The 25,365-nt window shown below is 64.0% G+C and carries 25 protein-coding genes; 15 read left to right on the top strand and 10 right to left on the bottom strand.

Annotated features, from left to right (window positions below):
* Positions 1-47 precede the first annotated feature (47 nt).
* The 15 genes from tolQ (at position 48) to BMI87_RS12520 (ending at position 14,871) form a co-directional block, all read left to right on the top strand.
* Positions 48-743 (top strand): protein TolQ, encoded by a 696-nt coding sequence (gene tolQ, locus BMI87_RS12595; RefSeq protein WP_078521931.1) that lies wholly within the window; start codon positions 48-50, stop codon positions 741-743.
* A 2-nt stretch (positions 744-745) separates the two neighbouring features.
* Positions 746-1,225 (top strand): protein TolR, encoded by a 480-nt coding sequence (gene tolR, locus BMI87_RS12590; protein WP_078521929.1) that lies wholly within the window; start codon positions 746-748, stop codon positions 1,223-1,225.
* A 19-nt stretch (positions 1,226-1,244) separates the two neighbouring features.
* Entirely contained in the window at positions 1,245-2,489 is a 1,245-nt protein-coding gene (locus BMI87_RS12580; RefSeq protein ID WP_168175209.1) for a cell envelope biogenesis protein TolA, read from the top strand.
* Between the two features lie 102 nt (positions 2,490-2,591).
* Positions 2,592-3,914, top strand: a complete 1,323-nt coding sequence (gene tolB / locus BMI87_RS12575) for a Tol-Pal system beta propeller repeat protein TolB (protein ID WP_078521923.1) — start codon at positions 2,592-2,594, stop codon at positions 3,912-3,914.
* 71 nt (positions 3,915-3,985) lie between these two features.
* Positions 3,986-4,513 carry a peptidoglycan-associated lipoprotein Pal gene (pal, locus tag BMI87_RS12570; RefSeq protein ID WP_078521920.1) on the top strand — a complete coding sequence of 176 codons (528 nt, stop codon included), beginning with the start codon at positions 3,986-3,988 and terminating at the stop codon, positions 4,511-4,513.
* A 5-nt stretch (positions 4,514-4,518) separates the two neighbouring features.
* On the top strand, positions 4,519-5,352 hold the full coding sequence (gene ybgF / locus BMI87_RS12565; RefSeq protein WP_371326885.1) for a tol-pal system protein YbgF: 834 nt from the start codon (positions 4,519-4,521) through the stop codon (positions 5,350-5,352).
* Positions 5,324-6,586, top strand: a complete 1,263-nt coding sequence (tilS, locus tag BMI87_RS12560; RefSeq protein WP_246832691.1) for a tRNA lysidine(34) synthetase TilS — start codon at positions 5,324-5,326, stop codon at positions 6,584-6,586. The genes ybgF and tilS overlap by 29 nt, the downstream gene beginning before the upstream one ends.
* An 82-nt stretch (positions 6,587-6,668) precedes the next feature.
* On the top strand, positions 6,669-8,582 hold the full coding sequence (ftsH, locus tag BMI87_RS12555) for an ATP-dependent zinc metalloprotease FtsH (protein ID WP_078521918.1): 1,914 nt from the start codon (positions 6,669-6,671) through the stop codon (positions 8,580-8,582).
* Between the two features lie 18 nt (positions 8,583-8,600).
* Entirely contained in the window at positions 8,601-9,410 is an 810-nt protein-coding gene (locus tag BMI87_RS12550) for a methyltransferase domain-containing protein (protein ID WP_078521916.1), read from the top strand.
* Positions 9,410-10,000: an MOSC domain-containing protein gene (locus tag BMI87_RS12545; protein ID WP_078521914.1), complete on the top strand. Its 591-nt coding sequence runs from the start codon at positions 9,410-9,412 to the stop codon at positions 9,998-10,000. The genes BMI87_RS12550 and BMI87_RS12545 overlap by 1 nt, the downstream gene beginning before the upstream one ends.
* Positions 10,001-10,081: 81 nt before the next feature.
* Positions 10,082-11,749: a formate--tetrahydrofolate ligase gene (locus tag BMI87_RS12540; protein WP_078521912.1), complete on the top strand. Its 1,668-nt coding sequence runs from the start codon at positions 10,082-10,084 to the stop codon at positions 11,747-11,749.
* A gap of 67 nt (positions 11,750-11,816) precedes the next feature.
* Complete coding sequence (locus BMI87_RS12535; RefSeq protein WP_078521910.1) at positions 11,817-12,137, top strand: chorismate mutase; 321 nt, start codon at positions 11,817-11,819, stop codon at positions 12,135-12,137.
* Positions 12,118-12,996 (top strand): bifunctional 5,10-methylenetetrahydrofolate dehydrogenase/5,10-methenyltetrahydrofolate cyclohydrolase, encoded by an 879-nt coding sequence (locus BMI87_RS12530; RefSeq protein ID WP_078521908.1) that lies wholly within the window; start codon positions 12,118-12,120, stop codon positions 12,994-12,996. The genes BMI87_RS12535 and BMI87_RS12530 overlap by 20 nt, the downstream gene beginning before the upstream one ends.
* 12 nt (positions 12,997-13,008) lie before the next feature.
* A complete protein-coding gene (folD, locus tag BMI87_RS12525; RefSeq protein WP_078521907.1) occupies positions 13,009-13,911 on the top strand; it encodes a bifunctional methylenetetrahydrofolate dehydrogenase/methenyltetrahydrofolate cyclohydrolase FolD in 903 nt (300 codons plus the stop codon).
* A 105-nt stretch (positions 13,912-14,016) separates the two neighbouring features.
* A complete protein-coding gene (locus BMI87_RS12520; protein ID WP_146681594.1) occupies positions 14,017-14,871 on the top strand; it encodes a LytTR family DNA-binding domain-containing protein in 855 nt (284 codons plus the stop codon).
* A 5-nt stretch (positions 14,872-14,876) separates the two neighbouring features.
* Here BMI87_RS12520 and BMI87_RS12515 read toward each other — a convergent pair whose 3' ends face one another.
* The 10 genes from BMI87_RS12515 to BMI87_RS12470 form a co-directional block, all read right to left on the bottom strand.
* On the bottom strand, positions 14,877-16,187 hold the full coding sequence (locus BMI87_RS12515; RefSeq protein ID WP_078521903.1) for an ATPase: 1,311 nt from the start codon (positions 16,185-16,187) through the stop codon (positions 14,877-14,879).
* A gap of 142 nt (positions 16,188-16,329) precedes the next feature.
* Positions 16,330-16,830, bottom strand: coding sequence for a prepilin peptidase (locus tag BMI87_RS12510; RefSeq protein WP_078521902.1), 501 nt, complete (start codon positions 16,828-16,830; stop codon positions 16,330-16,332).
* Between the two features lie 4 nt (positions 16,831-16,834).
* Positions 16,835-17,707, bottom strand: coding sequence for a lipopolysaccharide assembly protein LapB (locus BMI87_RS12505; protein WP_078521900.1), 873 nt, complete (start codon positions 17,705-17,707; stop codon positions 16,835-16,837).
* A gap of 27 nt (positions 17,708-17,734) precedes the next feature.
* Positions 17,735-18,304, bottom strand: coding sequence for a tetratricopeptide repeat protein (locus BMI87_RS12500; protein ID WP_078521898.1), 570 nt, complete (start codon positions 18,302-18,304; stop codon positions 17,735-17,737).
* Positions 18,305-18,308: 4 nt separating this feature from the next.
* Entirely contained in the window at positions 18,309-19,316 is a 1,008-nt protein-coding gene (locus tag BMI87_RS12495) for a type II secretion system F family protein (RefSeq protein WP_078521896.1), read from the bottom strand.
* Between the two features lie 10 nt (positions 19,317-19,326).
* Complete coding sequence (locus BMI87_RS12490) at positions 19,327-20,286, bottom strand: type II secretion system F family protein (protein ID WP_078521894.1); 960 nt, start codon at positions 20,284-20,286, stop codon at positions 19,327-19,329.
* A 12-nt stretch (positions 20,287-20,298) separates the two neighbouring features.
* On the bottom strand, positions 20,299-21,753 hold the full coding sequence (locus BMI87_RS12485; RefSeq protein WP_078521892.1) for a CpaF family protein: 1,455 nt from the start codon (positions 21,751-21,753) through the stop codon (positions 20,299-20,301).
* Between the two features lie 19 nt (positions 21,754-21,772).
* Positions 21,773-23,041, bottom strand: a complete 1,269-nt coding sequence (locus tag BMI87_RS12480) for an AAA family ATPase (RefSeq protein WP_078521890.1) — start codon at positions 23,039-23,041, stop codon at positions 21,773-21,775.
* Between the two features lie 261 nt (positions 23,042-23,302).
* On the bottom strand, positions 23,303-23,932 hold the full coding sequence (locus BMI87_RS12475; RefSeq protein WP_078521888.1) for an OmpA family protein: 630 nt from the start codon (positions 23,930-23,932) through the stop codon (positions 23,303-23,305).
* A gap of 17 nt (positions 23,933-23,949) precedes the next feature.
* The gene (locus tag BMI87_RS12470) at positions 23,950-25,341 is read right to left on the bottom strand and encodes a type II and III secretion system protein family protein (protein WP_078521886.1); all 1,392 of its coding nucleotides are present in this window, start codon (positions 25,339-25,341) and stop codon (positions 23,950-23,952) included.
* Positions 25,342-25,365: the final 24 nt, after the last annotated feature.

The raw sequence follows: 25,365 nt of genomic DNA, 5'->3' as shown, positions 1-25,365 counted from the left end.
GGTAATCAGAGGCCCGATAACGTGGCCCCAACCGGCGAGCAGTACCTATGGACCAATCTTCGCTTGCGATGGCGCAGGAGATCGACTTCTCCCTGCTTGCGCTCTTTCTGCGCGCATCGCTGACCGTCAAACTCGTGATGATCATTCTCGTGGTGGCCAGCTTCTGGTCCTGGGCGATCATCATCCGCAAATTCATCGCCTATCGCGCGGCGCGCTCCGAGGCGGAAGCCTTCGACCGGGCCTTCTGGTCGGGTGAGCCGCTCGATGAGCTGTTCGACCAGATCGGCCCTGCGCCCGAGGGCGCGAGCCAGAAGATCTTCGCCGCCGGCATGCTTGAATGGCGTCGGTCGCACCGTCAGGACGGCGCGCTGATCACCGGCGCGCAGGCGCGGATCGAACGCTCGATGGATGTCGCGATCCAGAAAGCCACCGAGAACCTCAATTACGGGCTGAATTTCCTTGCGACCGTGGGCTCGATCTCGCCCTTCGTGGGCCTGTTCGGCACGGTCTGGGGGATCAAGGTCGCCTTCGAGGAGATCGCGATCTCACAGAACACGTCGCTCGCCGTCGTGGCGCCCGGCATCTCGGAAGCGCTCGTCGCGACCGCGCTGGGTCTGCTCGCGGCAATCCCGGCGGTGATCTTCTACAACAAGCTGTCGTCCGATGCCGATCGCATCGCGGGCAACTATGAGGCCTTCGCGGACGAGTTCTCGACCATCCTGTCGCGCCAGTTGGATAGCTGATCATGGGCGCGGGTGTTGCAAAACGCGAATCGGGCGGATCGCGGCGCCGCAGGAGCGGGCGGGGCCGTCATGCCGCGATGAGCGAGATCAACGTCACGCCGATGGTCGACGTGATGCTGGTGCTGCTGGTGATCTTCATGGTCGCCGCGCCGATGATGACGGTGGGCGTGCCGCTGGAGCTGCCGAAGACGGCGGCCAAGGCCGTGCCGACCGAGCAGGAAGTGCCGCTGACGGTCTCGATCCAGGCGGACGGGAAGGTCTCGCTGATGAACTCGGAAGTGCCGCAGGATCAACTGATCGACCGTCTCAAGGCGATCGCGGCAGAGCGTAACAGCGATAAGGTGTTCCTGCGCGCCGACGGCAAGATTTCCTATTCTCAGGTGGTGCAGGTGATGGGCGCGCTCAACGGCGCGGGGTTCTCGAACATCACGCTCGTCACCGATACCGGAGGGCCGCAATTGACGGCGCCTGCGGGGAACTGAGCCCAGGGGGCAGCATCGCATGAACCGTGCGGACAAGATCGGTTACGGCCTGTCGGGCGCGCTGCATGTGGGCGTGCTCTTCTGGGTCATTGCCGGGGGGCAGTGGTTCTTCCCGAAGCCGAACAAGCCGGTGGTGATCAGCCAGGTCGCGGTGATGTCCGAGCAGGACTTCAACACGATGATGGCCTCGGCGCCGAAGGATGCGCCGCAGCCGACGCCGGATCCGGTTGCGCCCACGGCGCCCGATACACCTTCCGAGACGACACCGCCGCCTGAGACGCCCGCGCCCGAGCCGCAGGCCAAGCCGGAACCCGAGCCGCAGGCGATGCAGCAGCCCGATCCGGCCCCTGATGCGCAGCCCGACGTCTCGGCCCTGCAAGAGCCGACGCCGCCCGCAGAGGTGAGCGACACGCCGCCCGAAATCGTCCCGCCGGTCGAGGAGCCCTCGCCGACGGTCACGCCCGATATCTCTCCCGCGCCGAAGCCGAAACAGGCGCCGCGCGTTGCGCCGACCCCTGCGCCCGAGCCGCCGCCCGAAGCGAAGGTCGACCCGCAGGCGCAGCCGCAAGAGGCCCCCAAGCCCGCCGACACGCCCGATCAGCCGGTCGAGAAGCCGAAGGAGGCGACCGCGCCGCCGGAAGCCTCGACGGAGATTGTGACCGAGGCGAACAAGACCGAAGACAAGCCGGAAAGCTCTGCGCCGCTGGCCTCGCCGCGTCCGAGCGCCAAGCCCAAGCCGCCCGCGCCGAAAGAGACGCAGACGGCTGCCGCGCCTGCCGAGAAGAAGCCCGCGGAGAAAAAGCCCGCCGAGCCGAAACCGGCAGAGACCAAGCCCGCGCCGAGCGAGCCCAAGAAGGTCGACAGCGCCTCGGTCAACGATGCTCTGGCGGCAGCCTTGGGCGGAGAGGGCACGGGCGGCACCGGCTCTGCGCCGACCGGTCCGCCGATCACCGCGGGCGAGAAAGACGCGCTGATCGTCGACATCAAGCAGTGCTGGAACACCGGCGCGCTCAGTTCGGATGCGCTGCGCACCACGGTGACGCTGTCGGTCGACATGCAGCCCGACGGCCACCCGATCATCTCCTCGATCAAGCTGGTCGGGGCGACGGGTGGCACCGGCAACGCGGTCGATCAGGCTTTCGAGGCCGGGCGTCGCGCTATCGTTCTGTGCGGCTCGGACGGGTTCCCGCTGCCGCCGGAGAAATACGACCGCTGGAAAACGATCACCATCGACTTCAATCCCGAAAAAATGAGGATGAAATGACGGTGGATCGGCGAGTTTCCGCGCGGTGTCATGGGGTTGTGATGCACGATCGTGCCGCAGCGCGTTACAAACCGGGCAAGACCCGGAAAGGGAGTGTGTGACATGATGCGTTTCGTTCTCAGTTTGCTGGCGGCTGTGATGCTGGCACCCATCGCCGCAACCGCGCAGGATTCCGAACCGCTGCATATCGAGATCACCGATGGCGTGATCGAGCCGATGCCGTTCGCGATCGCGGGCTTCATCCCCGAAAGTTCCGAGGCCGCCGATATGGCGAGCCAGATCACGCAGGTGATCTCGAGCGACCTGACGGGAACGGGCCTGTTCCGCGAAATCCCGAAATCCGCCTATATCCAGAACGTGTCGAGCTTCGACACACCGGTGAAATATTCCGACTGGCAGGCGATCAACGCGCAGGCGCTGGTCGTGGGCTCGGTCGGGATGCAGGGCGGCAAGGTGGTCGTGAAGTTCCGCCTCTTCGACGTGTTCTCCGGTCAGCAGATGGGCGATGGGCAGCAGCTTGCGGCCTCGCCCGCAAGCTGGCGGCGTCTGGCGCACAAGGTCTCGGACGTGATCTATTCGCGCATCACGGGCGAGGGGCCCTATTTCGACAGCCGCGTGGTCTTCGTCTCGGAAAGCGGGCCGAAGGACAACCGCCAGAAGCGTCTGGCCGTGATGGACTACGACGGCGCGAACGTGACCTATCTCACCGATGCCTCGACCATCGTGCTCGCACCGCGCTTTTCGCGTGACGGGACGAAGGTACTGTTCACCACCTTCGAGACCGGCTTCCCCCGGATCAAAATGCTCGACGTGGCCACCGCCTCGGCGCGGCTTCTGCCGGAAGTGCCCGGCACGATGACCTTCGCGCCGCGCTTCTCGCCCGATGGCACGAAGATCGTCTATTCGATGGAGCAGAACGGCAATACCGATCTGTGGATGATGAATATCAGCTCGGGCCAGACCCAGCGCCTGACGACCTCGCCTGCGATCGAAACCTCGCCCAGCTTCTCGCCCGACGGTTCGCGGATCGTGTTCGAATCCGACCGCTCGGGTACGCAGCAGCTCTATATCATGCCCGCAAGCGGCGGTGACGCGACGCGGATCAGCTTCGGCGACGGGCGCTATTCGACCCCCGTGTGGTCGCCGCGCGGCGACATGATCGCCTTCACCAAGCAAAATCAGGGCCGTTTTCATATCGGCGTGATGCGTACCGACGGCTCGGAAGAGCGCCTGCTGACCTCGTCCTTCCTCGACGAGGGCCCGACCTGGTCGCCCAATGGCCGCGTGATCATGTTCACCCGGGAGAGCCCCGGCGCCCAAGGGTCGGCCTCGCTCTATTCGGTCGACATCTCCGGGCGCAACCTGAAGAAAGTCTCCACGCCGGGCGCCGCATCGGACCCGGCCTGGTCGCCGCTTCTGCCATGAGAGCGGATTAACAAGCGTTAGAGAAACTGGTAGGCTCGCCCGAAAAGGGCAGATCAACAAAGGCGGAAACTATGAATTTTGCAGTGAAGGCCGTTCTGGCCATCTCGATGCTGGGCCTCGCGGCCTGTTCGAACCCCGATCAATACGGCTCCGGCGCGACCGGCCCCGGCGGCGCGCTCGGTCCGGGCGGTGCAGGCGGCATCAGCCAGGGCGGGATCAACGATCCGAACTCGCCGGCCTATTTCAGCCAGACCATCGGCGACATGGTGCATTTCCAGGTTGACCAGTCGACCCTGACCGACACCGCGCGCGGCATCCTGTCCCAACAGGCAAGCTGGCTGGTGAGCCACCCGAGCTACACTGCGATTATCGAAGGCCATGCCGACGAGCAGGGCACACGCGAATACAACCTCGCGCTCGGCGCACGCCGTGCCTCGGCCGTGCAGGAATACCTGATCAGCCAAGGCGTGGCCGGCAACCGTCTGCGCACGGTGTCCTACGGTAAGGAACGCCCGTTGGCGATCTGCTCCACTGAAGAGTGCTACCAGAAGAACCGTCGCGCCGTGACGGTGATCTCGCAATCGGCGGTCGGGAGCTGATCGCGATGCTGAGAGCTTTGCTTCTCGGTGCGGCTGTTCTCGCAGCCGCGCCCGCGCTGGCTCAGGACGCGAACCGCGCCCAGACGCTGGCTGACATCAAGACCGAATTGGGTCAGCTTCAGACCGAGATCGGCAGTCTGCGTCAGGAGCTGCAAGCCTCGGGCCAGGCCGGTCTGCAGAAAGCGGGTGGCGATTCCGCTCTGCAGCGGATGGATTCGATGGAGCTGTCGCTGTCGCATATGACCGACCGCGTCGAAGAGCTGGAAAACAAGATCAACCGCGTTGTCGCCGATGGCACGAAGCGGATCGGAGATCTGAACTTCCGGGTCTGCGAAATGGAAGAGAATTGCGACATCTCGCAGCTGGGCAAGGCCAAGCCGCTGGGGGGCGACGCGCCGACCAATGCGCCCTCGGTCACCGGCCCTGCGCCGGATTCCACGCCCGGTCCCGATCTCGCGATCAACGAAAAATCGGATTTCGAGGCGGGCAAGAAAGCCTTCGAGGATGGCGATTACGCCTCGGCGGCTGATCTTCTCACCACTTTCCGGCAGACCTATCCCGGCTCTCCGCTGACCAGCGACGCGATGTATTATCGCGGTCTCGCGCTGCAAAAGCAGGGCGACGAGGCAGGCGCTGCACGGGCATGGCTCGACGGGTTCTCCGCCGATCCGAAAGGGTCGCGGGCGGCGGACAACCTGCTGTCGCTCGGCAAGGCGCTGGGGCAGCTTGGCCAGCAGAGCGAGGCCTGCACCACGCTGGGTCAGGTGAGCGCACGCTTCCCGGGCTCTTCGGCGGCGGGCGAGGCGCAGAGTGCGCAGCAATCGCTGGGATGCCAGTGAGCGCGGTCCGGTGACGCTGGACGACATCGCAAGACACGGTTTTGACCCCGATGCGCCCCGGCGCGTCGGGGTTGCCGTTTCCGGGGGCTCGGATTCGATGGCGACGCTGGTGTTGCTGGCTGCGCATTTCGAGGTCGCCGCGGTGACGGTTGATCACGGGCTGCGCCCCGAGGCCGCCGAGGAAGCTGCCTTTGTCGGGCGGTTCTGCGCGGATCGCGGCATTGCGCATACCGTCCTGCGCTGGAACGGCGCCACTGCCGAGGGCAACCTGATGGATGCAGCGCGTCGGGCGCGGTTGCGGCTGATCGGCGCTTGGGCACGCGAAAACGGGATTGCCCATGTCGCGCTGGGGCATACCGCCAACGATCAGGCCGAGACCTTCCTGATGCGGCTCGCCCGCGAGGCGGGGCTGGAGGGGCTGTCGGGCATGCGTCCGCGGTTCGAGGCCGAAGGCATGACATGGCATCGTCCGTTTCTTGGCCAGACACGCGAGTCGTTGCGCGACCATCTGCGCGCCCAAGGCATCACGTGGATCGACGACCCTTCTAACGCAAATGACCGCTTCGACCGGGTCAAGGCGCGTCAGGCGCTCGGGGCGCTCGCGCCTTTGGGCGTCGATGCGCAGGCGATAGCCGGGGTCACGGCGAACCTCTCGGCGGCGAATGCGGCGCTGCACCGGTTGCTGTCGGCGGAGGTCGCACGTCACGTTTCCGAGCCGTCGGGCGATCTGCTGATCGATGCCAAGGGCTTCGCAGCGATGGACCCGGAATTGCAGCGTCGCCTGATCGTGGCTGCGCTGCGCTGGGTCTCCGGGGCGGAGTATGCGCCGCGCGCCGCCAAGGTGCAGGGCTTGCTGTCGGAGATCGCGCAGCCCGGCGATCGCACCCTGCATGGTTGCCGCATCACCTCAGGCAAAGACGCGATCCGCATCACCCGCGAGGCGCAGGCCGTGGCCGATCTGCGCGTGGCTGTCGAAGCTGGGGCCGCGGTTTGGGACCGTTGGGAGGTGACCGGACCCGCAACCGACGTGGCGGAAGTCGCGGCGCTGGGGGAGGCGGGATTGCGCCAATGCCCCGACTGGCGCGACACGGGCCTTCCGCGTGCCTCGCTTGCCGCAAGCCCCGCCATTTGGCGCGGCGAGACGCTTCTCGCGGCGCCGATCGCGGGCTTTGGCGCAGGCTGGCGGGCGCGGATTTCCCGCGACGCATTCGCCACTTGGCTAATTCGACGTTGAACCCCGGCGCGTAATGCCTATTTTCACTGAGGAAGAGGCGGCGACCGCAGGTCAGCCGCCCGATACGATTGGAGGATATTCCTTGGGTAATGCGCGCAATCTGGCCTTTTGGGCGGTGCTGTTCCTGCTGATTTTAGCCCTGTTCAACCTTTTCGGTGATGGGCAATCTTCGATGAACTCGTCCCAAGCGACCTACTCGGAGTTCATGGACGCCGTCGATAAAGGCGAGGTGAAGAACGTTCGCCTCGATGGCGAAGAGGTGCGCTACCAGCTCGCCGATGGCACAAGCTTCACCACCATCAAGCCGATGGAAGATCAGATCGCAGAGAAGCTGATCGACAAGGGCATCGCGGTGAGCGTCGTCAAACAGCAGCAGTCGGGCTTCATGTCGCTGCTGGGCGTCTGGCTTCCCTTCCTCGTGCTGATCGGCATCTGGATCTTCTTCATGAACCGGATGCAGGGCGGCGGCAAAGGCGGCGCGATGGGCTTCGGCAAGTCCAAGGCGAAGCTCCTGACCGAGAAACATGGCCGCGTGACGTTCGACGACGTGGCGGGCATCGACGAAGCCAAGGAAGAACTCGAAGAGATCGTGGAATTCCTGCGCAACCCCCAGAAATTCTCGCGCCTCGGCGGCAAGATCCCGAAAGGCGCGCTGCTGGTTGGCCCTCCGGGTACCGGTAAGACGCTTCTGGCCCGGGCCATTGCGGGCGAGGCGGGCGTGCCCTTCTTCACCATTTCGGGCTCCGACTTCGTCGAGATGTTCGTGGGTGTGGGTGCATCCCGTGTCCGCGATATGTTCGAGCAGGCCAAGAAGAACGCGCCCTGCATCGTCTTCATCGACGAGATCGACGCGGTGGGTCGTGCCCGCGGTGTCGGCATCGGCGGCGGCAATGACGAGCGCGAACAAACCCTCAACCAGCTTCTGGTCGAGATGGACGGCTTCGAGGCCAATGAAGGCATCATCATCATCGCGGCGACGAACCGTAAAGACGTGCTCGACCCCGCGCTGCTGCGTCCGGGCCGCTTCGACCGTCAGATCCACGTCCCGAACCCCGACATCAAGGGCCGCGAGAAGATCCTGACGGTTCACTCGCGCAAGGTTCCGGTGGGGCCGGATGTCGATCTGCGCACCATCGCACGCGGCACGCCGGGCTTCTCGGGCGCCGACCTGATGAACCTCGTCAATGAGGCTGCGCTGATGGCAGCCCGCGTCGGGCGTCGTTTCGTCTCGATGGAAGATTTCGAGAACGCGAAGGACAAGGTGATGCTGGGTGTCGAGCGCCGCTCGATGGTGCTCACCCCCGAGCAGAAGGAAATGACCGCCTATCACGAGGCCGGTCACGCCATCGTCGGCCTGTCGTTGCCGAAATGCGATCCGGTTTACAAGGCCACGATTATTCCGCGCGGTCAGGCGCTGGGTATGGTCGTCTCGCTGCCCGAGATGGACAAGCTCAACTACCACAAGGATGAGGCCAAGCAGAAGATCACCATGACCATGGCGGGCAAGGCAGCCGAGATCCTGAAATGGGGCGAAGAGCATGTCTCGAACGGCCCCGCGGGTGACATTCAGCAGGCGTCGGCGATTGCCCGCGCCATGGTGATGCGCTGGGGCATGTCCGAGAAGGTCGGCAATATCGACTATGCCGAGGCGCATGAGGGCTATCAGGGCAACACCGCCGGCTTCTCGGTCTCGACCAAGACGAAAGAGCTGATCGAGGAAGAGGTGCGCGGCCTGATCGAAGACGGCTATCAGGAGGCGCGCCGCATCCTGACCGAGCGGATCGAGGATTGGGAACGTCTGGCGCAAGGCCTTCTGGAATACGAAACCCTCACCGGCGACGAGATCAAGAAGGTCCTCTCCGGAGAGCCGCTGGGCGGCGACGACGACGACAGCTCCTCGGGGAGCCTGCCGTCGGTGACCGCGCTGCCCAAAACGTCCAAGAAGAAGGATCAGGGCGACGGCGGGGCGGAAACCACCCCCGAGCCTTCGGCCTGACCGCGAAGGTTCGCGAGAATGGTCACGCGTGACGCTTCAGTGCCGGGCGCAGCCGATTGGGACCCAGACGCTTATGCGCGGTTCCGCAATCTGAGGCTGCGCCCGGCACTCGACCTTCTGGCCCGGGTGCCGCAACTGCCCGAGCGCGGCAAGATCATCGATCTGGGCTGCGGCAACGGCGCGGTGGCCGAGGCGCTGAACCACCACTACCCCAAGCGCAAGATCGTGGGCGTCGACAATTCCGAGGCGATGCTGAAGCGCGCCGCGGCGATCGGCGCCTATCACCATTGCGATCTGGTCGACATTTCCGAATGGACGCCCAACAAGCCGCCGGCGATGATCTTCTCCAACGCGGCGCTGCATTGGCTCCCCGATCACGCCGCGCTGTTTCCGCGTCTGGCCGGAGAGCTGCGCGAGGGCGGCGTTCTGGCCGTGCAGATGCCCGCCCAGCATGGTGCGCCGTCGCATCGCATCCTGCGCGAGCTGTCGCAGGAGATGTTCCCCGACCGGTTCAACTTCGCGGGCTGGGTGCCGCCCGTGGCCCCGGCGGTGGATTACGCAAAAATGCTTAGCCCTCTGGGCGAGGTCGATATCTGGCACACCGAATATCTGCAGGAGTTGCAGCCCACGCCGGGGGCGCATCCGGTGCGCCGCTTCACGGAAAGCACGGCGATGCGTCCTTTCCTGCGTCTCCTAGGCGACACTGAAGCGCAGGTTCTCATCGAACGCTATGAAACCGCGCTCGAGACGGTTTATCCTTTGCGGGACGACGGCAGCGTCTTTTTCCCGTTCCGTCGTCTGTTTGTCGTCTTGTCAAAGAGGGGCTGATGGCCGCGCTGAAACCCACGCAGTATCAAGGGGAGGTCGTCTGGCTCGGCCTGGTGACCACCGAGGGACAACTGACCTCGACCCCGGTCGAAGAGATCGACTTTACCTTCGACGGTCCCGTGGGAGAACTGCATGGCGGGCGCACGCGCCCTTCCTGCTCGCGCGTGACCGATCAGCATCCCAAGGGCACCGAGATCGCCAATGTCCGCCAGCTGACGATCCTCTCGGCGGAGGAACTGGCCGAGACCGCCTTCGCGATGGGCGTACCGGAGATCGATCCCTCCTGGGTTGGCGCGACGATCGTGCTGCGCGGCCTGCCGGATCTGACTCATATCCCGCCCTCGGCGCGGCTGCAGAACGAGACCGGGCTGACCTTCGTGGTGGATATGGAGAACCGTCCCTGTGTCCTGCCGGGCCGGGTGATCGAGGAGCACTATCCCGAGAAGGGCAAGCGCTACAAACCGGCCGCCCAAGGTCGGCGCGGCGTCACCGCTTGGGTAGAGCGTCCCGGCCGTCTGGTCGTGGGCGAAACCCTGCGGCTGCATATCCCCGATCAGCGCGCCTGGGAGCTGATGGACGAGGTCCGCTGAGGCGATTTAATCCCGCAACGGTCGCTTCTTTCCCTTTCGCTGCGCCGTCAAATGGCTACCCTCCCTCAGCAGGAGGACCCGATGACGAGTGACTTAGAGATTGCCCGTGCCGCGACGCTGCGCCCGATGCCGGAAATCGCGGCGAAGCTGGATATTCCCGAAGACGCGCTGATCCCCTATGGCCGCGACAAGGCGAAGCTGGAGGCGGAGTTCATCGCGGGTCTGGACGCGCGCGAGACCGGCAAGCTGATTCTCGTCACCGCGATCTCGCCGACCCCCGCGGGCGAGGGCAAAACGACGACGACCGTGGGTCTGGGCGACGGGCTCTCCCGGATCGGCAAACGCGCCGCGATCTGCCTGCGCGAAGCCTCGCTCGGTCCGAATTTCGGGATGAAGGGCGGGGCCGCGGGGGGCGGCTATGCGCAGGTCGTGCCGATGGAGTCGATGAACCTTCATTTCACCGGCGATTTCCACGCGGTCGGCGCGGCGCATAACCTGCTCTCGGCGATGATCGACAACCATATCCATTGGGGCAACGCGCTCGAGATCGACGCGCGCCGGATCACGTGGCGGCGCGTGCTCGACATGAACGACCGGGCGCTGCGCGACATCGTCGTCAGCCTTGGAGGTGTCTCGAACGGCTTTCCGCGCCAGACCGGCTTCGACATTACCGTGGCCTCGGAGGTCATGGCCTGCCTCTGCCTCAGCCGCGATCTGACGGATTTGCAGGAGCGGCTGGGTCGGATCGTCGTGGGCTATCGGCGCGACCGCTCGCCCGTGACCTGCGCCGAGATCGGCGCGGATGGTGCGATGGTGGTGCTGCTGAAAGACGCGCTGCAGCCCAATCTCGTGCAGACGCTGGAGGGCACGCCGGCCTTCGTGCATGGCGGCCCCTTCGCCAATATCGCGCATGGCTGCAACTCGGTGATCGCGACGCAAAGCGCGCTGAAGCTGGCCGATTACGTCGTGACCGAAGCGGGCTTCGGGGCCGATCTCGGCGCGGAGAAATTCTTCGACATCAAATGCCGCAAGGCCGGGCTGAGCCCGAATGCTGCGGTGGTCGTGGCGACGGTGCGGGCGCTGAAGATGAATGGCAGTGTCGCGAAAGCGGATCTCGGCGCGGAGAACGTGGCCGCCGTCGAGGCGGGCTGCGCCAACCTCGCGCGTCACATCGCGAATATGAAGAAATTCGGCGTGCCGGTCGTGGTCGCGATCAACCGCTTCACCGCGGACACCGAGGACGAGATCGCAGCGGTGCGCGCCGCCGCCGAAGCGCAGGGCGTCGAGGCGGTTCTGTGCACCCATTGGGTCGATGGCGGCGCGGGGACCGAGGCGCTGGCAGAAAAGATCGTCGCGCTGACCGAGAGCCCGTCGCAATTCGCGCCGCTCTATCCCGACGACATGCCGCTGTTTGAGAAGATCGAGACCATCGCCACGCGCATCTACCACGCGAGCGATGTCTATGCCGATCAGAAGATCCTCAACCAGCTGCATGACTGGGAGGCGGCGGGCTATGGAAACCTGCCGATCTGCGTGGCCAAGACGCAGTATTCCTTCAGCGCGGACCCGACGCTGCGCGGGGCGCCCTCGGGCCATACGCTGCCGATCCGCGAAGTGCGGCTCTCGGCGGGGGCGGGCTTCGTCGTGGTGATCTGCGGTGAAATCATGACCATGCCGGGCCTTCCCCGGCACCCGGCTGCGGAGACGATCGGCCTCGATGCCGAAGGCCGCATCACGGGTTTGTTCTAGGCGCGCGGTCTTGAGCTTGTTGGGCCAAGCTGCGATAGGGGGCGCGAGTGTTCCGGGAGCCTTGTCGATGAAATCTCCGTCAGACCTGCACACGATGGAAGAGCTGCGCGTCGCCATCGATGCGCTCGACCGGGAGCTGGTCGAGATGCTCGGTGCGCGCACCCGGCTGATCGCCCGTGCGGCGGAACTCAAACAGGGAAATGGCTGGCCCGCACGCATCCCCGACCGGGTCGAGGATGTGGTGGCGAAAGTACGCGCCGCCGCCGGTCCTGCCGGGCTCGATCCCGATCTCGCCGACCGACTGTGGCGCGAGATGATCGAGCATTTCATCGCGCAGGAAGAACAGGTTCTGGGCAAGGGAGACCCCGATGAGCGCCACGATCATTGACGGAAAGGCGCTTGCGCAGGTCAAGCTGGACGAGACCTATGCCGAGGCACAGAGGCTTTCGGAGGCAGGCTGGGCGCCGCGCCTCGTCTCGATCTCTGTCGGCGATGTCGCGGCGGCCGAACTCTATGTGCGCAACCAGAAGAAATACGCCGAGAAAGCCGGCGTGGCCTTCGAGGTGCGCAACTACCCCGAGACGATCAGCCTCGAACAGCTTCAGGGCGTGCTGGCCGGTCTGAACGCCGACCCGCGCGTCAATGGCATCATCATCCAGCGCCCGCTGCCCGCCCATATCCCGGTCAAGGTTCTGCAGAAGGCGGTGCATCCGCTCAAGGATGTGGAGGGGATGCACCCCGCCTCGATCGGCAACATCGTCTATAACGAGCTGGAGCTCGGCCCCTGCACCGCCGTCGCGGCGGTGGAAATCCTGAAATCCCTGCCGCTCCAGACCGAAGGGCTCAATGTCTGCGTGATCGGCCACTCCGAGATCGTGGGCAAGCCGATCGCCTTCCTGATGATGGGGCTCGGCGCCACCGTCACCGTGTGCCACCACATGACGCGTCAGGTCTCGGTGCATTCGCGCGCCGCCGATGCCGTGTTCGTCGCGGTGGGCAAGCCGGGGCTGGTGCATGGCGAGATGCTCAAACCCGGCGCGGCGCTGATCGATATCGGCATCAACCGGGTCGAGGGGCGCACCGTGGGCGACGCCGATTTCGACAGCTGCGCCGAAGTGGCGGGCTGGATCACGCCCGTGCCGGGCGGGGTGGGGCCGGTCACGGTCTCGACGCTGATGAACAACGCGGTCCGCGCGACTCGCATGCAGATGGACCATTACCGCACGACCTTCGCGGCGGCGGAGTGACGGAGGAATGAAATGACGGCGACGATCATCGACGGGAAGGCCTTCGCAGCGAGCGTGCGCGAGAAAGTGGCCGAGCATGTCACCCGGCTGCAAGAGGAGCACGGCATCACGCCGGGCCTCGCGGTGGTTCTGGTGGGCGAAGACCCGGCCAGCCAAGTCTATGTGCGCAACAAGGGCAAGCAGACGCTCGAAGCCGGGATGAACTCCTACGAGCACAAGCTGCCCGTGGAGACCTCCGAGGCCGATCTGCTGGCTCTGGTCGAGAAGCTCAACGCCGATCCGGCGGTGCATGGCATCCTCGTGCAGCTGCCTTTGCCCAATCACATCGACGAGGAGAAGGTGATCAACTCGATCACACCTGCGAAGGATGTCGACGGGTTCCATATCCTCAATGTGGGCCTTCTGGGCACCGGGCAGAAATCGATGGTGCCCTGCACGCCGCTGGGCTGCCTGATGATGCTGCGCGACCAGCTGGGCAGCCTGTCGGGGCTGAACGCCGTCGTGGTGGGCCGCTCGAATATCGTCGGCAAGCCGATGGCGCAGCTGCTGCTGCGCGACAGCTGCACCGTCACGATCGCTCATAGCCGCACCAAGGATCTCGCTGATGTCTGCCGGGGCGCCGATATCCTCGTGGCCGCCGTGGGCCGCCCGCGCATGATCCCGGGCGACTGGGTGAAGCCCGGCGCGACCGTGATCGATGTCGGTATCAACCGGATCGACGCGCCCGAGAAGGGCGAGGGCAAGACCCGGCTGGTGGGCGATGTCGATTTCGACAGCGCCAAGGAGGTCGCGGGCGCGATCACCCCGGTGCCGGGCGGCGTCGGCCCGATGACCATCGCCTGCCTTCTGGCCAACACGGTCACCGCCTGCTGCCGCGCGAACAACCTGCCCGAACCTGAGGGTTTGACTGCCTGACAAAGGTAGGTAAGGATTTCCACAGGTTGGGTGGGGTAAGCGGCCTTTGCCGTTGTCGGAACCGTAACGCTTGCGTTACCCAAGCGTCATTGGGGCGTGACGGCAATGGCAGGTTTCTGGAAAATATATTGGCGGGCATTGAAGATCCCGGCTCTGCCGGTGATCTGGGTCGTGGCATCGCTATTCGGCATCGTGGCCGGCCCGTTCAACACTCTCGAATCCATGTCGCTCGGTGCGCGCGTGATTTTCTGGCCGCTCAGTGTCGCGGTCGGCATCCTGATTGGCGCGGCGATCCGCATTTTTGTGCGGCGGAAGCTGGGTTTGCGCCGGTTCCGTTACGAGGCGCCCACGCTTGCCGGCCTTTCCGCTCTGGTACTGACTGTGCCGCTTTACCTGCTCGTCCTGCTACTTGCGGCGAAGCCCAACTTCCGGGGGTTCGAGATCTTCCACATGGCGGGCTATATCCTCGGCCTCTCGATGGCGGGCTCCACCCTGCGGCACTGGATGGCGCCTCAGCAGGGGCGTCCAAGGCAGGGGCAGGAGGCCCCGGTGACCGCCGCGCCGAAACAGGCCCGCCGGGACGTGGAGCGTGCCGATGAGGGGGCTCTGTCTTCGTCCACGCCGCGTTTGCTGTATCGGCTTGAGCCTGACCTGCGCGCGCCGCTGATCCGCCTTGCGGTGAACGACCACTATGTCGACGTGGTGACCGAAGCCGGGCAGACGAGCCTGTTGATCCGGCTTGCCGATGCGATTGCCGAGACCGAGGGCACGCCGGGCCTGCAGGTCCATCGCTCGCATTGGGTCGCGCGTGATGCGGTTCGCGGCCTGCGCAAGGAGAAGGGGCGGGTCTTCCTGCAGATGGCCGATGGCGAAGAGGTGCCCGTCTCGCGCACCTATCAGCCGCAGGTCGAGGCGGCGCGGTTCCGCGCGCCCGGTGCAGATGGGATGGCCGCGCAGTAACACCCTTAGTGGACGATCACCTCGTCTCTGACGAACATGTTGTCCCAGGCGCGATCCACCAATTCCGGCGTCATCTGATAGGGGATGCCCTCGAATTCGCAGATCGAAATCATCTGGTCGATCAGGAAGACCGGCTGATAATTCGCGTAGATATTGTCGATGGTGGGGTACTTCACCTTCAGCAGATGCAGCAGCGCCTTTTCGTCGAGCGGCATGTTGCGCTTCTTCGCCATCATCTGGAAAATCTTGAGATAGTCGGACTGGTTCGGCCCGTCGATCTTGATCTTGAAGAAGATACGACGCAGCGCCGCCTTATCGAAGATCTCGTTCGGGTGGAAGTTGGTCGAGAAGATCACGAGCGTGTCGAAAGGTACCTCGAATTTCTCGCCCGATTGCAGCGAGAGGATATCGCGGTTCTCTTCCAGCGGAACGATCCAGCGGTTCACCAGCTTCTGCGGCGGTTCGGCCTGACGGCCAAGGTCGTCCACGATGAAGACGCCGCCCGCCGATTTGAACTGCAGCGGCGCGGTATAGGTGCGCGCGGTCGCGTTGTATTTCAGGTCGAGCATGTCGAGCGACAGTTCACCGCCGGTGATCACGGTCGGGCGCTCGCAATAGACGTAGCGCTGATCGAACTGCATCCCGCGCTTGCGCAGCGAGGTCGGGTCGTCTTCTTCGACCGGAACGGGGGTGTGAACGATCGGGTCGTAGACGGTGATGATCTGGCCCGCATATTCGATGGCGCGGGGGATGAAGATATTGTCGCCGATCGCGTCGCGGATGCCGTTCGAGATCGAGGATTTCCCGTTGCCGGGCGGGCCATACATCAGGATCGAGCGCCCCGAGGAGACCGCCGGGCCAAGCTGGCCGATCAGGTCGGGCGGCAGGATCAGGTGGCCCATCGCGCCCAGAAGCTGCTGGCGAGTGAGCTGGATGTTGCGGATCGACTGGCGCTTCACCTGCTCGCGATAGACGGTCAGCGGCACCGGCATTGCGCCGTAATATTCCGACTGCGCCAGCGCATCGAGCGCGCGCGCCTTGCCGGTGTCCGACAGCTGGAAGCCCATCTCGCCGCCGGAATTGGCGTGCAGCGTGCCCATCGCCTCCAACAGGCCCTGCTTGCGGCACATGTCGATCAGGTCCTGCACCATCGTCATCGGCAGGCAGACGAGCTTGGACAGCGCAGAGGCCGTGTCCGTATTGGTGCGGAACATCGTTTTGAGCAGGATGTCCCGCATCATCACGACGTTCAGCCCGGTTTCCTCCAGCGCGCGCGGCGGGGCCGGGGCGATGACATTCGAGGTCATCATGTTCATCTGGCGCGTCCTCTCGGCTGTGCACCCCGCTTTGGTCCTGCGCGGGGGCTAAGATCAGTCCGGGCCAATCTTGCCGGTGATTGTGGCCAAATGTTGGAAAAACCGGGTAATCGCCGCGATACCCGATCGCTGGGCTGAACAATCAGCCTAGCGCCACGAGCAGGAGATACGCCCAGAGCGTGCCGACCAGCGCCAGCCCCATCGGGAAGTCTTTGCGCTTCCAGCTCACCCAGTCGGGCGTGGCGTTCACCACGGCCGGGATTGCGCGAAAGATCCGGTGCGCGGCGAAGGCCGCGAGCAGGAAGGCGCAGAGCAGGAACATCGTCAGCTGCACGTCGAACAGCTCATGCGAGAAAAACGGCGCGGCGGCGGCTGCGAATTTCGCGTCGCCCGCACCGAAATGCGCGATCTGGTTCAGGATGTAACCGATCACGAAGACGACCAGCGCATGGCTCCACCGCCAGGCATAGACATCGATCGGCAAGAGGAACGGTCCCCCGAATGCGAAGATCACCAGAAGCGCCAGCACCGCCTTGTTGCGGATCTTCATGTATTTGAGGTCGGTGAAGACCACCCAGGCGCAAACCGGGGTGATCAGCACCAGAAAGATCAGCGCCGACAGGGGCGGGGCGAGACCGAGCATCCTCTTAGCCTTTCAGTGCGCTCGACGATCCCTGATCGAGCGCCTTAAGCGCCCGGTCGGCCTCCGCGAAATATTGCGGATTGGTGTCGATCGCGTCTTGCAACAGCGTCTTGCCGATATTGACGTCGCCGCGCTTCACCGCGGCCAGACCCGCCGTATACAGAAGCTGCGCGCGTTCCGTCTGGGTCATGTCGATCACGGGCAGGTCGTATTTGCCCTGGCTGGCCCGCGCGAGCACGAGGTTGTTCTTCGTGGTGAAGCGGGTCGGATCGTAGGTGAGCGCTTCCTTGAACAGCTTCTCGGCGCCTGCGGCATCTCCGCGGCTGAGCTTGGAGAAGCCCCAGTTGTTGTAGATGCCCGCGGGCTTCGTGGTCAGGCCCGCCGCGGTCTCGTAGAAGCTGTCGGCCTTTTTCCACTGTTTGTCGCTATCGGCCACCATCGCTTCGAGACGGTAGCGGTCATAGGTCTCATGGGTCGGCGGCACGGTGTTCAGCGTGGCCTTCGCCCCGGACCAGTCATTGGAGCGGATCTGCGCCTCGGCCAGCGACACGCGGTCGTCATTGGTCGCGCCCGGCATCGTGAGAACCTCTTGCCAGACCTTCACGGCCTGCACGGGCTTTTGCGCGCGCACCAGCGATTTCGCGAGCCCGCGCTTGGCATCGATGCGGTCGGGATGGTCGTTGGACAGCCGGGTGAAATAGGTCACGGCCTCGTTCGGATCGGCGACCGTCAGCATGATGTCGGTGAGGTTGGTCTCATCAACGGCATTCACGCTTTTCATCGCGCGCGCGACTTCGGCGTCGCTGTTATTGCCCATACAGCCGGAGAGAGTCATCGCGCAGCCAGCCAAGGCTGCCAGAAAGATCGGGTGGCGCATGTTACCTGCGTCCTTTTTGCTCGAGCCTCAGTGCTTCGTCAGCAGCAGGTAGTCACCGACCCCTTTCCTGACGAGCGTGAACTGCTTGTCCTGTGGCGCAGCGTAACCCGGCTCTTCTATTTTTGCGAGCGCCCGCTTTAGGTTTTGCTTGATCGCGTCCGATTGGCCACTGTCCAGCGCGAAGGCGAGTTTGAAGACGCGCGCGGCTTCGGCGTATTTGCCGCGCTCCATCAGAACGACGCCAAGGTTGTTCCACGCCGGCACGAAGGTCTGATCGGCCTCGGTCGCGCGGCGCAGCATCTGTTCGGCTTGGTTCAGGCGTCCCAGTTTCAGGTCGGCCGAGCCGATGCCCGAGAGGATTTCCGCCGTCGCGCCATGCTGGCCCGCCGCGCGGTAATAGGCTTTCAGAGCAAGCTCGTATTCGCCCGCTTCCATCAGCCGGTGGCCGACGAGAAGCCCGTCGACCGCCTGCGCGCCGGGTTTGGTGCCGGGGGCGAACGCGCCCCGTTTCTCAGCCGAAAGGCCGCCCGGGTTGCAGGCGGCCAGTGTGGTTACTGTCAGCGCGGCCAGTATCAGGCCGCGGCGCTTTGGGATCATGCCGTCAAATGCCCATATTCTTGAAGTTCTCAAGCATATCATGGATCGACGGGCCAACAAGAATGATCAGAAGCGGCGGCACGGTGAACATCATCGTGCCCAGCGTCATCTTGGTCGGGATCTTGTTGGCGGCTTCCTCGGCGCGCATGATCCGCTTGTCGCGCATATCGGCGGCATAGAGGCGCAGGGCTTCGGCGATCGAGGTGCCGAATTGCTGCGACTGGATCATCACGGTCACGAAGCTTGCAATATCCGGCACGCCAGAACGTTCGCCGAAATTGCGTAGCACGGTCGACTTGTCGAGACCGGCCTTGATCTCGTGGGCGACCATCGCGAATTCCTCGGACAGGGCCGGGTAGGATTTATTCAGCTCTTTTGAGACCCGGATGATCCCCTGATCGAGAGATTGGCCAGCCTCGACGCAGACCAGCAGCATGTCGAGCGAGTCGGGGAAGCCGTTCTGCATCTCGTCGGTGCGCGCTTTCACGCGCTTGTTCACCCAGTATTTCGGGCCGTAATAGCCTACGCCGCCGGGGCCGAGCACCCAGAGCACCGTGCCCAGCATCCCCATGCTTTGCCCCTCGGGCGCGCCGGAGTTGTAGAGCACGACATAAAGCGAGCCGAGCGCGAGCAGGCCGATGCCCGCCGCGAACTGGACCGCGTGGAAGGTGCGCACGGCATTCGGGCCGCGATAGCCGGCCGATTGCAGCCATTTCCGCGACTCCGACAGTTCCTCGGCGTTTTGTGGCTCGAGGAAGGCCGAATATTTCTGCAGCTTGTCGCTCTGGGTATCGCGCAGCTTCTGGTTCGTTTTGTCCGCGTTGCCGCCGGTATTCTGGCGCGGCTGGCGCGGGGCTTTCCCACGAATCTTGTCGAACGGATCCTCGCGCTTCTTCAGGAGCGCAGGGATCGCGGCGAGCACCAGAAGCCCGCCGAGCGCCGCCAGAGCGATCATCGGACCCATCGGCCCGAGCGCATCGGTCAGCATCTGGTTGATGGCAGCGAAATCCATTGGGCTCTCCTCAGACCTTGATGGTTGTCATGACCTTCATGAAGATCACGTTGGCGCCGAGCAGCAGGAACACCACGATGGCGGCCGGGATGAAGGCGGCGGTCGTTTTCACCTCGTCGTAATAATCGGGCGAGACGACCTGAATGATCACCATCACCACGACGGGGAAGGCCGACAGGAAGATGCCCGACCAGCGCGGCTCTGCAGTGATCGCCTTCACGCGGCGGAACAGCCGGAAGCGCGAGCGGATGACTTTCGACAGGCCTTCGAGAACTTCGGCGAGGTTGCCGCCCGAGGTCTGCTGGATCGACACGGCGACCGCGAGGAAGCGCAGATCCTGCATATCCAGACGTTCGGCCATTTCCGAGATTGCCTCGGCCACGTTGCGCCCATAGGCGGCCTCGTCGGCGATGATGCCGAACTCGGTGCCCATCGGATCGGGGATTTCGCGTGCAACTGCCTGGATCGCGGAGGCTAGCGGATGGCCCACGCGCAAGCTGCGCACCATCAGTTCCACCGCATCGGGAAGTTGCTCCTCCATCAGCGCCATGCGCTTCTTGGCCTTCGAGCTGACCCAGAAGAACACGCCGCCCACGCCCATGAAGAGCGCGAGGAAAATACGGATGAAGAGACCCGCCTGCGAGGCCACTGTGAGCGCGATGAAGGCGGCGAAGCAGGCGAAGGCCATGATGCCGATCAGGGCCATCGGCGAGAAAGCGATATTGCCTTTCTGCGCCTTGTCGGCCAGCAGCGAATAAAGCGGGATCGAGCGCGCATCGTTATGCTGAGTCGCTTCCTTGCGAAGGCGTTCGAGCACCTCTTCGCGCCGCTCGCCCTTGTTGAGCATCTCGAGGCGGCGATTAACCCGCTTGTTGAGCGAGATCGACTTGCCGAAGAACAGCAGATAGACGCCTTCGACGAGCAGTAGCACTGCGACGAAGATCAGCAGGTAGATAATGGGGGTCGCCATGGCGGGGTGTCCTTAGTCCTGCACGGGTTCGTAGATCGAAGCCGGCAGGTCGTAGCCCCATTGCCGGAACCGATCGGAATAATGCGAGCGCACGCCGGTCGCGGTGAAGCGCCCGATGATCTTGCCGTCGGGGGCGAGGCCGAGACGCTCGTAGCGGAAGACTTCCTGCATCGAGATCACGTCGCCTTCCATGCCGGTGACTTCCGTCACCGAGACCATGCGGCGCGAGCCGTCCTGCAGACGCGAGGCCTGCACGATCAGGTTCACAGCCGACGCGATCTGGCTACGCATCGCCTTCATCGGCATCTCGATGCCCGACATCGAGATCATGTTTTCCAGACGCGCCACGCCGTCACGGGCGGAGTTCGCGTGGATTGTGGTCATCGACCCGTCGTGGCCGGTGTTCATGGCCTGCAACATGTCGATCACTTCCTCGCCGCGCGTTTCGCCGACGATGATACGGTCGGGACGCATCCGCAGAGCGTTCCTGAGACAGTCGCGCTGCGTGACCGCGCCCTTGCCTTCGACGTTCGGCGGACGGCTTTCCATCCGGCCCACATGGGTCTGTTGCAGCTGAAGTTCGGCCGTGTCCTCGATCGTCAGAATGCGCTCGGCGTTGTCGATGAAGGACGACAGCGCGTTGAGCGTCGTCGTCTTACCCGAGCCCGTCCCGCCCGAGACGATCACGTTGAGACGCGTCGCGACCGCGGCTTGCAGATAGGCCGCCATTTCCTCGGTGAAGGCGCCGTAATTGACGAGATCGTCGATCCCGAGCTTGTCCTTCTTGAACTTACGAATGGAGACGAGCGAGCCGTCCACCGCGATCGGCGGTACCATCGCATTGAAGCGCGAGCCATCGGCAAGACGGGCGTCCACGTAAGGGTTGGATTCATCGACGCGACGACCCACGGCCGACACGATCTTGTCGATGATGCGCAGCAGGTGGCGTTCATCCTTGAAGGTGATGTCGCTCAGTTCGAGTTTGCCATCGCGTTCAATGAAGATCTGCTGCGGGCCGTTGACCAGAATATCGTTGACGGTCTCGTCCTTGAGCAGCGGCTCGAGCGGGCCGAGACCCATGACCTCGTCGTAAAGCTCCTGCTGTAGGGCCTGACGGTCCTGCGCGTTCAGCGCGACCGAAAGCTCGGTCATCGCCTCGGCGGTGATGTCGGCGATCTCGGCGCGCAGCTCGCGTTCCGATGCGTGCTCGAGCGCGGCGAGGTTCAGGTTCTCCAGTAGCCGCTTGTGCAGCTCCACCTTGAGTTCCTGAAGGCGCTGCTTGCGCTTCTTTTCCTTGTCGACGGCCACCGGGTCGGCTGCGACCTTCTGAGGCGCCAGCTTGCGATGCACCTGCGTCTTCGGCGCAGCGTCGATCGGCGGCGGCTTGGCGGCACCGGGCGCGGGCGGCGGGGGGGCGGCCTTGCCGTTGGTGGGCTTTGCCCCGTCTTTCTTGTAGCGCGAAAACATCTGGACGTGTCCTTTCGGGTCAGGCGGCCGCTTCGACGGCTTCGTTCAGCTCCACCAGCGAGCCGGCGAGCTTCTGGAATTCCTTGCGCAGCGGCACTTTCGGCGCCGAGAGCGCCAGCGGAAGCCCGTGGTCGTTGGCCTGCGTGATCTGCTTGCCGCCATCGCTCATCAGCAGTTCGAGCGAGATATCGAGGCTCTCGGCCAGTCGCTTCACGCGCGCCTTGCCGTTCAGATCGGTGAATTTCGGCGCGCGGTTGAGCACGTAGCGCAGCTTCTCGGTCGGCAGCCCTTCGGATTTCAGAGCACGCTGCATCCGCAGCACGTTCTGGGCCGAGCGCATGTCCAGCTCGATCAGCGCGAAGTAGAGATGCGCCTTGTTCAGCACCGTCTCGGTCCAGCTGACCACGGTCGAGGGCATGTCGATCACGACGAAATCGTAATGCGCGCGCGCCATGTCGATCAGGCGCTCCAGATCCTCGCCGCTCAGCAGATCGAGCGGCAGCATGTCGGTCGGCGCGGTCAGCACATCGAGCTTGTCGTTGAAGCTGAGCATCGCCTGCCGGAAGGTTTCCTTATCCATATGCTCGGTATCGGCGAGCATCTCGTAGATCACCTCGCGGCGCGGCAGGTCGAGATAGGTCGCCGCAGCGCCGAATTGCAGGTCGAGATCGAGCAGGCACACCTTCGGCGAGGTCGACGGCGCTTTCTTCTTCTTTTTGCCGTCGTGGATCGTCGCCATTTCCCAGGCGAGGTTCATCGCGAAGGTGCTCGCGCCGACACCGCCGGACAGGCCGTGGACCGGAAGAACGACACCATCATGGTTGCCGGTCGCCGCAAAGGTCGGGGCGTGCATGGGGGTCGACATCTCGGGCGGGGGCGCGGCTTGGCCCAGACGCTCGATCGCGTCATGGAGCGCACCTTCGGGAAGCGGGTAGGGGACGAAATCATCGGCCCCGAGGCGCAGCAGCTGATGCAGCGCGATCGGGCTGACCTCGTCGGCGATCAGGATGACGCGAATATTACGGTCCTTGGCCTCGGTGATGATGCCGGAGATCTTGGTCAGCTCATCCTCGTCTTCGCCATCCACGGCGATCGCGATGAACTCGAGCTGTTCCGCATCGGGTTGGCTCAGGAAGATTGCCGCTTCGTCAAAGGTAAGGTCGCCCCAGCTTTCACCAAGCTCGGTCTCCATATCCTCGATCAACAGGTCGAAATTCGACACATCGCGTGACACGGTGCACGCCTGAATCGGGGCCGGCTCCGAAGTCATGATAGCTGCTGCAGTCATTGCCTCTGTCCTCTTTTTCGTGACCCGCGGCGGGGTTCGGTTAACTCTGTTGCTACGCCGCAGACCGGACGCGACTCGCTGGACGCGCCTATTCCGTCGAGGATCAATCTCGTTTCCAATCTGGGCGACATTGGGGCCAGACTGTTTCAATTGTGGGATAAAGAGAGACGATAAAGAAAAACGGCGGGCTTTGTTGAAAGCGCCCGCCGTTCGGTACTGTGTCGTCTCGCCGCAGCGAGACAAATAGGTGAATCCAGAGCCTTAGTTGCCTTCGCCCCCGGCGCTCGCCGAGGCAATGTAGTCGCGATAGATCACCGCCGCGTACTTGCCGTCGAGCAGCATCGGTTTGCCCTTGGTCACGAAGCCCGAGACCTCGGTGACAGTGCGGCGATTCTGTTCGTTCGGGGCCTGCGTGTAGACCAGCGGATGCGTTTCACCGTAGGACACGAGCGCCTCGAGCCGAGACCGAGAGATGCCCTGCGAGACGAGGAAATTCACCACGGCCCGCGCGCGGCGCAGCCCGAGAGCCTTGTTGTAAGCGTTGGAGCCGACAAGGTCGGTATGTCCGTAGACGCGGAAGCGCACTTCCGGGTTCTGCCGGATCCAGTTTGCCTGCTGCGACAGCGCATTGCGCGCCTGCGCATCAAGCACCGACGAGTTGAAGGCGAAGTGCACCGTGTTCGGCACATCGGCGGCGAACTTGCGTGTCATATTGATGACGTAGCTTTTGTCGCCGCTCATCATCGCCTGATTCTGTGCAATGGCGGAACCGAAGCCCAGCGATCCTTCCGTGGTCGAGCCGACTTCGGAGTTGAAGGTCTGGGTGCCTTCGGCGCAGCCGGCCAGTGCCGCGACGGTGCCGACGGTGATCGCGAGAGTGCGCAGTTTCATGTTTCCAGCCATCTCGCTCACTCCATCACATAGCCATAGGAGCCGGAGAAGTCCTGCTTGGCGACTTCCGCGGCAGGGCCTTTTTGCGGCGCTTTGCCGCCCGAGGTTCTGCCGTTGAGGAACAGCTCGGACTCGGTTGGCGGCTTCAGGCGATCCGTCGGCAGCGCCAGCGTGTCACCCTTGACGGGCGAGACAAGATGCGGCGTCACGATGATCACCAGTTCGGATTGCTTGCGTTCGAATTCGGTCGAGCGGAACAGCGCGCCGAGCACCGGAACATCGCCGAGCCACGGGATCTGGCCCACGGAATCGTTGAAGTCGTCCTGAAGGAGGCCCGCGATCGCGAAGCTTTCGCCGTCGCGCATCTCGACCGTGGTCGAGGTCGAGCGTTTCTTGAAGGCGCTGACGTTGAACGTACCACTCGTATAACCGTTCGCCGTGTCGATCGAGGAGACCGAGGCGGCGATTTCGAGGTTGATCACGTCGCCGTCCACTACACGCGGCGTGAAGGACATCTCGACGCCGAAGGGTTTGTACTGGATCGAGACATCGCCGTTGTTAAGCACCGGGATCGGATATTCTCCACCGGCGAGGAAGTCTGCCGATTGGCCCGAAAGAGCGGTCAGGTTCGGTTCCGCGAGGGTGCGTACGACACCTTTGTTTTCAAGCGCTTGGATCAGCACGCCCAGCTGGAACGTGCCTCTGGTGAGGCCAAGGCCGATTCCGTTGTCGTAGGTGCCGGTGCGCGCGGTCGTCTCGTCAAGATTGATCCCGCCGTAGCCTCCGGCCTGCCCGTACGTTCCGCGAGGCCCAACCCCCGCATTGATCGATGAGCTGAGGCTTTTGGCAACCGAGCGCTGCATCTCTGCGAAGCGCACTTTCAGCATCACCTGCTGCGTACCGCCAACCATCATCAGGTTCGACACCCGGTCCGGCGCGTAGCGATTGGCCAGTTCCAGCGCGCGGCTGAGTTTCTGCGCCGAGGAGACCGTGCCCGAAAGGACGATCCCGTCATTCGCAGTGCGCACCTGGATGTTCTCGCCGGGCAGGATTTGCTTGAGGCGTTCCTTGAACTCCGCGAGGTCCGGGGTCACCTGAACGTCGACATTCGAAACCAGCTTGCCGTCGGCACCAAGGATCGTCAGCGTTGTCCGGCCCGGCACCTTGCCCAGCACGTAGATCGAACGATCCGAAAGGGTCTGGATGTCTGCGATGCCGGGGTTGGCGATCGAGAGTTCCGAAAACGGCGTGTCGCTTTCCACGACCACCGCGCGGTTCAACGGAACCGTCAGCGGAGCTTGAGTTGCCCCGGACAGAATCCGCAACGTGTCTGCTTGCGCCGGGCTCATTACCGCGACGCTCAGCGCCATGCCGCATAGGCAGGCCTGCATTAAGGTTTTCAATTTCATCTGTGACCCTGCCTCTCCGATCAC

It is taken from the genome of Thioclava sp. F28-4, from assembly GCF_002020045.1.
GTDB classification, from domain to species: Bacteria; Pseudomonadota; Alphaproteobacteria; order Rhodobacterales; family Rhodobacteraceae; genus Thioclava; species Thioclava sediminum.
The sequence above is the reverse complement of the archived record's forward strand: the minus strand, read 5'-3'. Positions and strand labels throughout refer to the sequence as shown.

Bases quoted from the DNA above. Each gene is read 5' to 3' on its own strand.
- tolR (WP_078521929.1), top strand. From the start codon at position 746: ATGGGCGCGGGTGTTGCAAAACGCGAATCGGGCGGATCGCGGCGCCGC.
- BMI87_RS12520 (WP_146681594.1), top strand. From the start codon at position 14,017: ATGGCAGGTTTCTGGAAAATATATTGGCGGGCATTGAAGATCCCGGCT.
- BMI87_RS12545 (WP_078521914.1), top strand. From the start codon at position 9,410: ATGGCCGCGCTGAAACCCACGCAGTATCAAGGGGAGGTCGTCTGGCTC.
- tolB (WP_078521923.1), top strand. From the start codon at position 2,592: ATGATGCGTTTCGTTCTCAGTTTGCTGGCGGCTGTGATGCTGGCACCC.
- BMI87_RS12580 (WP_168175209.1), top strand. From the start codon at position 1,245: ATGAACCGTGCGGACAAGATCGGTTACGGCCTGTCGGGCGCGCTGCAT.
- BMI87_RS12540 (WP_078521912.1), top strand. From the start codon at position 10,082: ATGACGAGTGACTTAGAGATTGCCCGTGCCGCGACGCTGCGCCCGATG.
- BMI87_RS12515 (WP_078521903.1), bottom strand. From the start codon at position 16,187: ATGAACATGATGACCTCGAATGTCATCGCCCCGGCCCCGCCGCGCGCG.
- BMI87_RS12480 (WP_078521890.1), bottom strand. From the start codon at position 23,041: ATGACTGCAGCAGCTATCATGACTTCGGAGCCGGCCCCGATTCAGGCG.
- BMI87_RS12490 (WP_078521894.1), bottom strand. From the start codon at position 20,286: ATGGCGACCCCCATTATCTACCTGCTGATCTTCGTCGCAGTGCTACTG.
- pal (WP_078521920.1), top strand. From the start codon at position 3,986: ATGAATTTTGCAGTGAAGGCCGTTCTGGCCATCTCGATGCTGGGCCTC.
- BMI87_RS12495 (WP_078521896.1), bottom strand. From the start codon at position 19,316: ATGGATTTCGCTGCCATCAACCAGATGCTGACCGATGCGCTCGGGCCG.
- BMI87_RS12505 (WP_078521900.1), bottom strand. From the start codon at position 17,707: ATGCGCCACCCGATCTTTCTGGCAGCCTTGGCTGGCTGCGCGATGACT.
- BMI87_RS12470 (WP_078521886.1), bottom strand. From the start codon at position 25,341: ATGAAATTGAAAACCTTAATGCAGGCCTGCCTATGCGGCATGGCGCTG.
- folD (WP_078521907.1), top strand. From the start codon at position 13,009: ATGACGGCGACGATCATCGACGGGAAGGCCTTCGCAGCGAGCGTGCGC.
- BMI87_RS12535 (WP_078521910.1), top strand. From the start codon at position 11,817: ATGAAATCTCCGTCAGACCTGCACACGATGGAAGAGCTGCGCGTCGCC.
- BMI87_RS12485 (WP_078521892.1), bottom strand. From the start codon at position 21,753: ATGTTTTCGCGCTACAAGAAAGACGGGGCAAAGCCCACCAACGGCAAG.
- BMI87_RS12475 (WP_078521888.1), bottom strand. From the start codon at position 23,932: ATGAAACTGCGCACTCTCGCGATCACCGTCGGCACCGTCGCGGCACTG.
- BMI87_RS12530 (WP_078521908.1), top strand. From the start codon at position 12,118: ATGAGCGCCACGATCATTGACGGAAAGGCGCTTGCGCAGGTCAAGCTG.
- ybgF (WP_371326885.1), top strand. From the start codon at position 4,519: ATGCTGAGAGCTTTGCTTCTCGGTGCGGCTGTTCTCGCAGCCGCGCCC.
- BMI87_RS12550 (WP_078521916.1), top strand. From the start codon at position 8,601: ATGGTCACGCGTGACGCTTCAGTGCCGGGCGCAGCCGATTGGGACCCA.
- tolQ (WP_078521931.1), top strand. From the start codon at position 48: ATGGACCAATCTTCGCTTGCGATGGCGCAGGAGATCGACTTCTCCCTG.
- BMI87_RS12510 (WP_078521902.1), bottom strand. From the start codon at position 16,830: ATGCTCGGTCTCGCCCCGCCCCTGTCGGCGCTGATCTTTCTGGTGCTG.
- BMI87_RS12500 (WP_078521898.1), bottom strand. From the start codon at position 18,304: ATGATCCCAAAGCGCCGCGGCCTGATACTGGCCGCGCTGACAGTAACC.